Origin of the sequence: Actinokineospora pegani, assembly GCF_009745975.1 — a bacterium.
Taxonomy (GTDB): domain Bacteria; phylum Actinomycetota; class Actinomycetes; order Mycobacteriales; family Pseudonocardiaceae; genus Actinokineospora; species Actinokineospora pegani.
The window spans coordinates 57,203-68,624 of record NZ_WHOL01000117.1; the positions used below are offsets into that span (position 1 = coordinate 57,203).

An 11,422-nucleotide genomic window follows, 5' to 3' on the forward strand; every position below is an offset into this window, starting at 1 on the left:
CCCAGTGGGACAAGCCCCCAGCGACACCCCGCAGCAGCTCATGCCGGAGTCACCCGCTTCCGCGCACCCGGCTCCACCGCATCCGGCCGACGCAGGTACAACGGCGTCAACTCCCCCGCCACACCCCCCGCCCGCAGCGCGGAGGCCGCCGCGGCGACCAGCCCGACCGGCGTCGGGGCCCAGGCGCCAACCCGGACCAGCCCGAAGTCGCCCAGCTCACCCCCCGCGACCCTGGTCACACCCAGCTCCGCGACCCGCTCCGCCAGCGCGGCCGGAGCGAGGACCTCCGGCCCGGCGACCCTGGCCCCGTCGGCGGCGTACGCGGCCCAGTAGACCTCACGGCGGCGCGCGTCGGTCACCACCAGCAGCGGCTCGCCCACGGCCTGGGCGGCGATCCCGTCCAGCGAGCACACCGGGTGCACCGGCCGATCCAGGGCGTGCCCGAGCGCGGCGGCGGTGACGATCCCCGCCCGCAGCCCGGTGAACGGGCCGGGACCGACCCCGCAGACCAGGGCGTCCACGTCCGCAAGCGTTTTCCCCGCGGCGGCGAGCGCGTCGCGCACGTGCGGGCTCAGCAGCTCGCCATGGGCTTTGGCGTCGACGGTCACCCGTTCGGCCAGCAACACGGGCGCGCCGTCTTCCGGCAGTTCGACGACCCCGGCGGTGACCGAGGGGGTTGCGGTGTCGACAGCGAGGACAAGCACGGTTGTCAAGAGTACGAGCAGGCGTCGCTTAGCTGGCTCCGGGCCCGCCCGTCACCGTGACCGTGGCAACTGCCCGGGACGGCGCGCGGCACTACAGTCCCGTTCGTGCTGCTGCCCACGCTGGCCGAGCCGACCGCGCGCGAGGCGGTCCGGTTCGGCGCCGAGGTCCTGACCTTCCGCGAGCTGGCCGACGCCGCCCGAGCCGTGGCCGGGCGCCTCGGCGGGGCGCGGCGGGTGGCGGTGTGGGCGACGCCGTCGCTGCGCACCTGCCTGGGCGTGGTGGGGGCGCTGGTCGGCGGCGCGGCCGTGGTGCCGGTGAACCCGAAGATCGGCGAGCGGGAGCTGGCGCACATCCTCGCCGACTCCGCCCCCGAGCTGGTCCTGGCCGCCCCCGGCGACGTGCTGCCCGCCCCGCTGGCGGCCCTGGGGCGGGTCGACGTCGACCCGGCCCAGCGGGTGGCGGGCGCGCTGCCCGCGGAGCCGGACGCCGAGGAGCCCGCGTTCATCGTCTACACCTCCGGCACGACCGGGCCGCCCAAGGGCGTGCTGATGCCGCGCCGGGCCATCGCGGCGAACCTCGACGCGCTGGCCGCCGCCTGGGCGTGGACCGCCGACGACGTGCTGGTGCACGCACTGCCGCTGTTCCACGTGCACGGGCTCATCGCAGGCGTCCTCGGGCCGCTGCGCCACGGCGGGGGCGTGCGCCACCTGGGCAGGTTCGACTCGGCCGCGGTAGCGGCCGAGCTGGCGGGCCCGGCGACGATGCTGTTCGGCGTCCCCACGATGTACCACCGGCTGGCCGCCGACTGCGAGGCCGACCCGGCGCTGGGCGAGCAGGTGGGCCGGGCCCGGCTGCTGGTCTCCGGGTCCGCGGCGCTGCCCGCCGCCGACCACGCGCGGATCACCAAGGCGACGGGGCAGCAGGTGGTGGAGCGCTACGGCCTCACCGAGACCCTGATGAACACCTCCACCCTGCTCGGCGACCGCAGGCCGGGCACGGTCGGGGCGCCGCTGGACGGGGTCGAGGTCCGGGTCGTCGACGAGGCGGGCGAGCCGCTCGCCGACCCCGACGCCATCGGCGAGATCGAGGTGCGCGGCCCGAACCTGTTCCTCGGCTACCTCAACCGCCCCGACGCCACGGCGGCGGCCATGCGCGACGGCTGGTTCCGCACCGGCGACATGGCCGTGCGCGAGCCGGACGGCTACCTGCGCGTCGTCGGCCGCAAGGCCACCGACCTGATCAAGAGCGGCGGCTACAAGATCGGCGCGGGCGAGATCGAGAACGCCCTGCTCGAGCACCCCGGCGTCGCCGAGGTCGCGGTCACCGGCGAGCCCGACGACGACCTGGGCGAGCGGGTCGTGGCCTGGGTGGTGGCCGCGGGGGCGCGGCCGCCCGCCGAGGAACTGGCCGACCACGTCGCCCGGCTGCTCTCCCCGCACAAGCGGCCACGCGTCGTGCGGTACCTGGACTCCTTGCCGCGCAACGACATGGGCAAGGTCACCAAGCGAGCCCTCAGTGCCTGACGACGGCGCCCGCGCGGCGCTGGCGGCGGTGGCGGCGACGTTCACCGAGTTCACCGACGACCGCGAGAGCCGCTACGGGCCCGACGGCCCGCTGGAGTGGTCCGGCTACGCCGAGGCGCGCTCGCGGGCCGCCGAGCGCTCCGGCGAGCGCGAGTCGGTGGTGTGCGGGCGCGGCCGGGTCGGCGCGGTCGAGGCCGTGCTCATCGCCTTCGACTTCCGCTTCCTGGGCGGCTCGGTCGGCACGGCCACCGGCGACCGGATCGAGCGCGCGTTCACCGAGGCGCGCGAGACCGGGACACCGCTGGTGTCGCTGATCGCGACCGGCGGCAGCCGGATGCAGGAGGGCATGCTGTCGCTGCGCCAACTGCAACGCATCTCCCGGCACGCCGTGGCGCTGCGCGAGGCGGGCGTGCCGCAGGTGTCGGTCCTGCGCGACCCGACCACCGGCGGGCTGTGGGCGTCCCTGGGCGCGGGCGCCGACGTCGTGATCGCCCTCGAGAACGCCCAGATCGGCTTCGCGGGTCGCCGCGTCCGCCCACCCGCCGTCGCCGACGACCCCGCCTACACCGCCGCGGGCCAGCACGCCGCGGGCCACGTCGACGAGGTCTGCACCTGGGAGAACCTGCCCGACACCCTCGCCGACTGGCTCCTGCTGCTCACCTCGGCCACCCCGGACCCCGCCGAGGTCCCCCGAGCCCTCGGCTCCCCCGACCTGCCCGCCGACGGCTGGTCGGCCGTGGCCGGGGCCAGGTCCAAGGACCGCCCGCGAGCGGCGGCGTACCTGGCCGACCACTTCGACACCCACCGCCTCATCCGGGGCGACCGCGCGGGCGGGGTGGACGAGGGCATGCTCTGCGGCATCGGCCTGCGCGGCCGCCACGCCGTGGCCTTCGCCGCCCAGAACGGCACCGCCACCACCCCGGCGGGCTTCCGCACGGCCGCCCGCCTGGTGCGGTTGGCTGACCGCCTCCGCCTGCCGGTCCTGACCCTGGTCGACACCCCCGGCGCCCTCAACGACGCCGCCGCTGAACGGATGGGGGTCGGCCCGTCCATCGCGGAGCTGTTCGGCGTGGTGGCCGGTGCGCGGGTTCCGATCACCACCTTGGTGATCGGGGAGGGTGGCTCCGGCGGGGCGTTGGCTTTGTCCTCTGTGGAGCGGACTTGGATCGCGCCGAACGCCTACTTCTCGGTCATCGCGCCGGAGATGAGCACTGCGATCTTGAAGCGGCCGCCGGAGGAGGTGGCCGCTACGGCGGACCAGCTCAGGCTGCGGCCACAGGACTTGGTGGAACTGGGCATCGTTCGGGGGATCGCTGCGACCTGAGCTGTTTTTTTGGGGGGTGCTGGATCGGGTGGGGTGTTGGGGCCCGAGGTCTTCTCTTGCTCTTGAAGCAGCGTGCCCACACACAACCGCCGCCCGGCAACGCTCACTGCTCGTTGGGGTGGATCGGCTTGTCTGGGGGAGGCGATCATGTGCTTAGCCGGCTGCGTGGGAGGGGCATCTTTTCAGCCCCTCCTTTTCCCCTCCCACAGCACATGATCGTCGTAGGGGCCCCGGGCAAGCCGATCCACCCCAACGAGCAAACGCCCGCAAATCCCCCGTTCTTTACATCCAGCGGTCCACAAGAGACGGAATCTCCGACAGGGACTGGATCACCGCGTCCGGGTCCACGGCCACCGGACTCTGCTGCGCCGCCGGGATCTGGCTGTGCGGCACCCACACGGCCTTCATCCCCACCGCCTTCGCCCCGCTGATGTCGTCATACGGCCGATCCCCCACGTACACGCACTCGGCGGGGTTCTCCTCCCCCACAGCCGCCATCGCCGCGAGGAAAGCCTCCCGGTGCGGCTTGGTGTAGTCCAGATCGCTGCTCCACACCGCCCCGTGGAACAGGTCCCAGACACCGTCCCGCGCCAACACAGCCTCGTGCCACGTCGCGGGCCAGAACGTGGAGGAGAGCACGCCGGTGCGCAAACCGCGCTCGTGCAACGCCTCCAGCATCGGCTTGACCTCGGGGGAGGTGGGCGTGGCGTGGTCCCAGTACTCGCGGAACCCCTCCATGGCGGCGGGGTCCGCCGGGCCGCCCGCACGGTCGAGGACGTCGGTGAGGGTGAAGGAGCGGTGTTCGACGCGGACCCGCAGCCAGCAGTCGTCCTCGGCGGCCAGGGCGGCGGCGGCCAGGGCGGCCGCGCGCTCGGGGTTGTCGGGGAACACCACGTCGGCGTAGGCGCGCCAGGCGGCCAGGTGGTCCATGGTCATCCACGGGGTGAGGGTGCCGCCCCAGTCGAAGATCACCGCTCGCATGTGGCGAGCCTAGGACACCGGGACAGCGCGGTCGACCCAGTTGCCGTGCGGGTGGAGCGCGGCGGTCCGGGTGTCGTCGGGGTGGCGGGTGAGGCGGACCAGGAGGTAGTCGTCGCTGAGGCGGTCGGCGGTGCCCTCGCCCCATTCGACGACGACGGCCGAGGTCTCCAGCTCGCTGTCCAGGTCCAGGTCGTCTAGTTCGGCGAGGTCGCCGCCGAGGCGGTAGGCGTCGACGTGCACGAGGGGGACGCCGCGCTCGCCCGCGGGGTGTTGGCGGGCGATGACGAAGGTCGGGCTGCTCACGCGTCCGCGCACGCCGAGGCCGGCGGCGATGCCCCGGGTCAGCGCGGTCTTGCCCGCGCCCAGCGGTCCGGACAGCAGCACCAGGTCGCCCGCGCGCAGCACCGCGCCGAGGGACCGGCCGAACGCCTCGGTGTCCTGCGTGGTCGGGAGGACCAGCTCAGCCACGCTCCCACCTCCTCGTGCGCCCGGCCGCCCCGGCGCAGTCGCGGACCAGCTCCGCGACGGCCCCGGTGACCAGGTCGGGTTGTTCCAGCATGACCATGTGCCCGGCCCCGCGCGCCCGGACCAGCACCGCGTCCGGTAGCTCCAGGGCGATCCGCTCGGCGTGCGCGAACGGGGTGAGCCGGTCCTCGTCGCCGCTGAGCACCAGGACCCGGCAGTGCTTGAGGCCCGCGAGGGCGGCGTAGCGGTTGTGGCTGCCCAGGGTGTCGATGAAGTCGGCCAGCACCCGGACCGGGGTGACGTCGAGCATGGACACCAGGAAGTCGACGACCTGCGGGCTGACGTCGCGGCTGCCGAAGCCCAGGGTGCGCACGGCCCGCCTGGTCACGTGCCCGCCCGCGGCCCGGACCAGCTCGACCAGGCCGGGCTGCCAGTCGGCGACCCCGCCGAGCACCCTGGCCGTCGGGTTGTACTTCGACAGCAGCGGCCGGGGCAGGCCGGACTTGCCGATCTCGCCCGCCGAGGTGCCGATGAGCGCGACGCCGCGCACCCGGTCGGCGAACAGGTCCGGCTCCCGCTCGGCCAGCGCCATGATCGTCATGCCGCCCATCGAGTGCCCGACCAGCACGACCGGCCCCTCCGGCACGACCGCGCGCAGCACCTCCGACAGGTCGGCGGCGAGCTGCTCGATGGTGCTCGACCTGGTGCTCGACCGGCCGGACCGGCCGTGGCTGCGCTGGTCGTAGAGCACCTGGCGCACCCGGGGACCGGTGAGCGCGGCCAGGTCGCGGCGCTGGAAGTGCCAGCAGGCGCGGCTGAGCGCGAACCCGTGCACGAGCACGACCGTCAGCGCGGGCTCGCCGCCGTCCTCCGGGTCGACCTCCTCAACGGAGATGGCCACCCCGTCGTCGGCGCAGACGCTGCTCTCCCGCGACGGCGGCAGCGCGCCGAACGCCTCCTCGGCGAACCGCTCGTCGGCGCCGGGCCGCCCGCGCGCGGCCCGCACGGCCAGCACCCCACCGGCGACGACCACGCCGACACCCGCGCCGATCAGCCCGGCCCAGCCCGCCCGGTTCACCCGGCGTACCGGCGCCGGACGCGCGGGCGGCGCATCCCGGTGACGATCTCGTAGTCGATGGTGCCGATGGTGTCGGCCCACTCGGTCGCGGTGGGCCCGCCCGGCCCGAACAGCACGACCTCCGCGCCCAGCGGCACGTCGTCGCCGAGGGTGTCGACGACGAGCTGGTCCATGCAGACCCGCCCGCGCACCGGGTAGCGCTTCCCGCCGATGCCGACCGCCATCCGCCCGGACAGCAGCCGGGGCACCCCGTCGGCGTACCCGACCGGCACCAGCGCCAGGCCCGTGTCTCCCTCGGCGGTCCAGGTGTGCCCGTAGGACACCGACTCGCCCGCCCGGATGTCCTTGCGCAGCACGACGCTGGACCGGAACGACATCACCGGCCGCAGGTCCTCGGCCTGCTGCGGCACGGGGTTGAGCCCGTACATGGCGATGCCGACGCGGACCAGGTCGAAGTGCAGGTCCGGCCGGGTGAGCGTGGCCGCGGAGTTGGCCAGGTGCCTGCGCGGGCTCAGCCCGGCGGCCAGGCACAGCAGGTGGGCCTCGGCGAACCGCTTGGCCTGCTCGTCGACCGAGGGGTGGCCGGGCTCGTCCGCGCGGGCCAGGTGCGACCAGATCGCGTGCACCTCGTTGCCGGAGGCGATCGCCGCCGAGACCAGCTCGGCCCAGCGGTCCGGCGGGCAGCCGTTGCGGTTGAGCCCGGTGTCGACCTTGAGGTGCAGCCGGGCCCCGGTGAGCCCGCGCAACTGCTCCACACTGGACACACCGAGGTCGATCCCGGCCTCGACCCCGCGCCGCAGATCGGTGTCCGGGGTGTCCAACCAGGACAGGACAGGCGCGGTGATCCCCGCCTCCCGCAAGGCAAGTGCCTCATCGAGCGAGCACGCGCCGAGCCAGGTCGCCCCGGCCTCCAACGCGGCGCGCGCGACCGGGACCGCGCCGTGGCCGTAGGCGTCGGCCTTGACCACGGCCATCGTCTCCGCCTCGCCCGCCCGGTCGGCGAGCAGCCGGACGTTGTGCCGCAGGCGGTCGAGGTCGACCACCACCTCGGCGCGGACAGCCTGGTCGGCAGGACGGCTCATGGGAAGGTCATCCGCCCACCACGGTCCGCACGGCGTCGCGCACCGAGTCCACGACCAGCGACGCCGAGACCGGCGCGCCGCGGGCCGCGAGCCGCGCGGCCAGGACGTGCACGTGCGCCGCCGCCCCGCCCGCGAGCACCGGGTCGGTGCCCGCCGCGAGCAGCGCGCCGACCAGACCGGACAGGACGTCGCCGCTGCCCGCCGTGGCCAGCCAGTGGCTGCGCGCCGGGTTGACCAGCACCCGCCCGTCCGGACCGGCGACGACCGTCGTGCTGCCCTTGAGCAGCACGGTCACGTCGAGCCGGGCGGCCAGCGCCTTCGCCGCGGCGACCCGGTCGGACCCCAGTTCGATGCCGTGCGGCTCGGCGATCCGGGCGAACTCGCGGTCGTGCGGGGTGAGCAGCACCGGGGCCGCCGGGTCGCGGGCGTCCCACAGCTCGGGGTGCTTGGCCAGCAGGGTGATCCCGTCGGCGTCGACCGCCGTCGGCACGCCCGCCTCCAGCACGTGCGCGAGGACGTCGCGGGCGGCGGTGTTGGTGCCCATGCCCGGCCCGGCGACCCACGCCTGCACCCGGCCCGCGTCGGTGACCGAGCCGGTGACGACCACCTCGGGGTAGCGCCGGTTGACCTCCTCGGCGGCCGACCCGGCGTAGCGGACCATGCCCGAGGTGGCCCGCACCGCCGAGCCCGTCGCCAGCACTGCGGCCCCCGGGTAGGTCGACGAGCCCGCGGTGACGCCGACGACGCCCTGGGTGTACTTGTCGTCCGCCGGTCCCGGCAGCGGCCACAGCGCGCCCACCTCGGCCCGGTCGAGCACCTCGACGTCCGGGTCCGACAGCTCCAGGCCGAGGTCGACCAGGGTCGTGTCGCCGCAGCGGCCCGCGGCCAGGAAGTGCACCGGCTTGTAGCCGCCGAAGGTGACCGTCGCCGCGGCGGTGACGGCCGGGCCGTCGACCGCGCCGGTGTCCGGGTCGACGCCGCTGGGCAGGTCGACGGCCAGGACCGGCGCGGTCACCCGCTCGAGCACCGCCGCCGCGTCCGGCCGCAGCGACCCGCGCGCCGACAGGCCCACGATCCCGTCGATCGCCAGGTCGGCCGGGACGACGTCGGCGACGACCCGCCCGCCCGCCGCGCGCAGGGCGGCCAGGCCCTCGGCGTGCGCGCGCTCCGGGTCGAGCAGCAGCGCGCTCACCGCGACCGACCGGCGGCGCAGGAACGCCCCGGCCCACAGCGCGTCGCCGCCGTTGTTGCCCGCGCCGACCAGCAGCAGCACGCGGCGGCCCGCGGTGCCCCCCGTCCGCGCGCGCAGCATGGCAAGCGCTTGCCTGGCCAGCCCCCAGGCGGCGCGGCGCATCAGCGCGCCGTCCGGGGTGCGGGCGAGGACGCGCTCCTCGGCCGCGCGGATCCGGTCGGTCGTCCAGGCTCGCCGCATCGGCTACTCCACCGTCACGGACTTGGCCAGGTTGCGCGGCTTGTCCACGTCGTAGCCGCGGGACCGGGCGATCTCGGCGGCCAGGATCTGCAGCGGCACGGTCGAGACCAGCGGTTGCAGCAGCGTCGGGACGGCGGGCACCTCGATCAGCTCGTCGGCGAACGGGCGCACGGTCTCGTCGCCCTCCTCGGCGATGACGATGGTGCGCGCGCCGCGGGCCTGGATCTCGGAGATGTTGGACACCAGCTTGGAGTGCAGCACCGCCCGCCCCTTCGGCGACGGCATGACCACCACGACCGGCAGGCCCTCCTCGATCAGCGCGATCGGGCCGTGCTTGAGCTCGCCCGCGGCGAAGCCCTCGGCGTGCATGTAGGCCAACTCCTTGAGCTTGAGCGCGCCCTCCAGCGCCACCGGGTAGCCCACGTGGCGGCCGAGGAACAGCACCGCCTTGGCGTCGGAGAGCTCGCGGCCCAGCGCCTTGATCTGCTCGGTCCTCTCCAGCACGGTCCGCACGGCGTCGGGCATCGCGGCCAGCGCGTGGAACTCGCGGGCGACCTCGTCGGGGTACTTGGTGCCGCGCGCCTGCGCCAGGGCCAAGCCGACCAGGTAGTTCGCCGCGACCTGGGCCAGGAACGCCTTGGTGGAGGCGACCCCGATCTCCGGACCGGCGTGGGTGTAGAGCACCGCGTCGGACTCGCGCGGGATCTGCGCGCCGTTGGTGTTGCAGACGGCCAGCACGCGCGCCTTCTGCCCGCGGGCGTGCCGCACGGCCTCCAGGGTGTCGGCGGTCTCGCCGGACTGGGAGATCGCCACGACCAGCGTCGCGCGGTCGAGCACCGGGTCCCGGTAGCGGAACTCGCTGGCCAGCTCGACCTCGACGGGCAGCCGGGTCCAGTGCTCGATGGCGTACTTGGCGACCAGGCCGGAGTGGTAGGCCGAGCCGCAGGCCACGACGAAGACCTTGTCGATGTCGCGCAGCTCCTGGTCGGACAGGCGCTGCTCGTCGAGGGTGATCCGGCCGTCGGCGAAGTGCCCGCGCAGCGTGTCCGCCAGCGCCGTGGGCTGCTCCTCGATCTCCTTGAGCATGAAGTACTCGTGGCCGCCCTTCTCGGCGGCCGACAGGTCCCAGTCGACGGTGAACGGCTTGACCTCGGCGGGCTCGCCGTCGAAGTCGGTGACGGTGTAGCCCTCGCGGGTGATCACCACGACCTGGTCCTGGCCCAGCTCGACGGCCTCGCGGGTGTGCTCGATGAACGCCGAGACGTCCGAGGCGACGAAGGTCTCGCCCTCGCCCAGGCCCACCACCAGCGGCGAGGACCGGCGCGCGGCGACCACCTGGTCCGGCTCGTCGGCGTGCGTCACGACCAGCGTGAACGCGCCTTCGAGCCGCCTGCACACCGCGCGCAGGCTGGCGGGCAGGTCACCGGCGGTCTCCCCGGCGGCGTAGGCCTGGCCGACCAGGTGCGCGACGGTCTCGGTGTCGGTGTCGGAGGTCAGCTCGACCCCGGCCGCCTCCAGCTCGGCGCGCAGCGCGGCGAAGTTCTCGATGATGCCGTTGTGCACCACCGCGAGCCGCTCGGCCGTGTCCCGGTGCGGGTGCGAGTTCCGGTCGATCGGGGCGCCGTGCGTGGCCCACCGGGTGTGGCCCATGCCGCTGGTCCCGGCGAAGCCGTCGCGGCCCACCTCGTCCAGCCGGGCCTCGAGGTTGGCCAGCCGCCCGGCCTTGCGCTCCACCGCCAGCCCGCCGCCGTCGAGGACGGCGACACCGGCCGAGTCGTACCCTCGGTACTCGAGCCTGCGCAGGCCGTCGAGCACCACGTCCAAGGCGGGCCGATGCCCGACGTATCCCACGATTCCGCACACCGGACCAGGGTAGCCGGCCCGCGTGCGCGGTCCCGGATAGGCTGCGCGCATGGCACGCAAGGCCAAGCACCTGTTCGACGAGCTGTCCCGCCCCGGCCCGCACCGGGTCCTGCGCGGTGACCTGGCGCTCGTGGGCATGCCCGGAGTGGTGTACACCCCCGCCTCGGGCCTCAGCCTCCCCGCGGTCGCGTTCGGCCACGGCTGGCTGCAACCGCCGACCCGCTACCGCCGCCTGCTGCGCCACCTGGCGTCCTGGGGCGTCGTCGCGGCCGCCCCCGGCACCCACGTCGGCCCCCTGGGCTCGCACCGCCTGCTGGCCGCGGACCTGCGCACCGCCCTGGACGTCTGCACCGGCGTCCGCCTGGGCGACGGCGAGGTCTCGGTGGACCCGGGCAAGCTGGGCCTGGCAGGCCACTCCACCGGCGCGGGCAGCGCCGTCCTGGCCACCGCCGCCGACCCCCGCGTCAACGCCGTCGCCACCCTCGCCGCCAGCCAGACACGGCCCTTCGCCACCGACGCGGCCCGGCAGTGCACCGCCCCCAGCCTCCACCTGGCCGCGGGCCGCGACTCCGTCGCCCCACCGGTGGCCAACGCCGAGCTCATCGCGGAGAACTGGGCAGGCCCCGCCCGGGTGCGCACCCTGCCCAAGGCCAGCCACCTCGGCTTCGCCGAGGGCAGGCACTGGAGCGGCCTGCTCGTGGCGGGCAAGTCCGAGAGCGCGACGCAGAAGACAGCGCGCGCCCTGCTCACCGCCTTCTTCCTGGTCCACCTGGCAGACCAGCGGGACTACGAGCCCGTCCTCGATCTCCCCCTCAAGTCAGCCGACGTGACCTTCGACAACACCGAGGTCCCCGAACACGCCTGACCCGTCCCGCCCCCTGTGGACAACCCACCCTCGACGAGCCGCTTCTGTCAGACCCGCCGAGTAGCGTTGAAATCGGGGGTCCCCAAGGGCAGATGATCTTGAAG

Annotated in this window: 10 protein-coding genes; 3 read left to right on the forward strand and 7 right to left on the reverse strand. The window is 74.8% G+C overall.

Going from position 1 to position 11,422, the window contains the following annotated elements:
* Positions 1 to 38: 38 nt before the first annotated feature.
* Positions 39 to 704 carry a tRNA (adenosine(37)-N6)-threonylcarbamoyltransferase complex dimerization subunit type 1 TsaB gene (tsaB, locus tag GCL84_RS24350; protein WP_156757876.1) on the reverse strand — a complete coding sequence of 222 codons (666 nt, stop codon included), beginning with the start codon at positions 702 to 704 and terminating at the stop codon, positions 39 to 41.
* A 105-nt stretch (positions 705 to 809) separates the two neighbouring features.
* Here tsaB and GCL84_RS24355 point away from each other — a divergent pair, with 105 nt between their 5' ends.
* Both GCL84_RS24355 and GCL84_RS24360 read left to right on the forward strand, forming a co-directional pair.
* On the forward strand, positions 810 to 2,228 hold the full coding sequence (locus tag GCL84_RS24355; protein ID WP_156757877.1) for an AMP-binding protein: 1,419 nt from the start codon (positions 810 to 812) through the stop codon (positions 2,226 to 2,228).
* Positions 2,221 to 3,552, forward strand: a complete 1,332-nt coding sequence (locus tag GCL84_RS24360) for a carboxyl transferase domain-containing protein (RefSeq protein ID WP_156757878.1) — start codon at positions 2,221 to 2,223, stop codon at positions 3,550 to 3,552. The genes GCL84_RS24355 and GCL84_RS24360 overlap by 8 nt, the downstream gene beginning before the upstream one ends.
* A 282-nt stretch (positions 3,553 to 3,834) precedes the next feature.
* Here the strand turns inward: GCL84_RS24360 and GCL84_RS24365 are convergent, their stop codons facing one another.
* The 6 genes from GCL84_RS24365 to glmS are packed head-to-tail and all read right to left on the reverse strand — an operon-like array spanning position 3,835 to position 10,453.
* The gene (locus GCL84_RS24365) at positions 3,835 to 4,533 is read right to left on the reverse strand and encodes an HAD family hydrolase (RefSeq protein ID WP_156757879.1); all 699 of its coding nucleotides are present in this window, start codon (positions 4,531 to 4,533) and stop codon (positions 3,835 to 3,837) included.
* Positions 4,534 to 4,542: 9 nt separating this feature from the next.
* The gene (gene tsaE / locus GCL84_RS24370) at positions 4,543 to 5,001 is read right to left on the reverse strand and encodes a tRNA (adenosine(37)-N6)-threonylcarbamoyltransferase complex ATPase subunit type 1 TsaE (protein ID WP_156757880.1); all 459 of its coding nucleotides are present in this window, start codon (positions 4,999 to 5,001) and stop codon (positions 4,543 to 4,545) included.
* Complete coding sequence (locus tag GCL84_RS24375; RefSeq protein WP_235926669.1) at positions 4,994 to 6,076, reverse strand: alpha/beta fold hydrolase; 1,083 nt, start codon at positions 6,074 to 6,076, stop codon at positions 4,994 to 4,996. Before GCL84_RS24375 ends, tsaE begins: the two co-directional genes overlap by 8 nt.
* The gene (alr, locus tag GCL84_RS24380) at positions 6,073 to 7,158 is read right to left on the reverse strand and encodes an alanine racemase (RefSeq protein WP_156757882.1); all 1,086 of its coding nucleotides are present in this window, start codon (positions 7,156 to 7,158) and stop codon (positions 6,073 to 6,075) included. The genes GCL84_RS24375 and alr overlap by 4 nt, the downstream gene beginning before the upstream one ends.
* A 7-nt stretch (positions 7,159 to 7,165) precedes the next feature.
* Complete coding sequence (locus tag GCL84_RS24385) at positions 7,166 to 8,590, reverse strand: NAD(P)H-hydrate dehydratase (RefSeq protein WP_156757883.1); 1,425 nt, start codon at positions 8,588 to 8,590, stop codon at positions 7,166 to 7,168.
* Between the two features lie 3 nt (positions 8,591 to 8,593).
* Positions 8,594 to 10,453, reverse strand: a complete 1,860-nt coding sequence (glmS, locus tag GCL84_RS24390) for a glutamine--fructose-6-phosphate transaminase (isomerizing) (protein ID WP_156757884.1) — start codon at positions 10,451 to 10,453, stop codon at positions 8,594 to 8,596.
* A 49-nt stretch (positions 10,454 to 10,502) separates the two neighbouring features.
* Here glmS and GCL84_RS24395 point away from each other — a divergent pair, with 49 nt between their 5' ends.
* Entirely contained in the window at positions 10,503 to 11,318 is an 816-nt protein-coding gene (locus tag GCL84_RS24395) for a dienelactone hydrolase family protein (protein WP_156757885.1), read from the forward strand.
* Positions 11,319 to 11,422 lie beyond the last annotated feature (104 nt).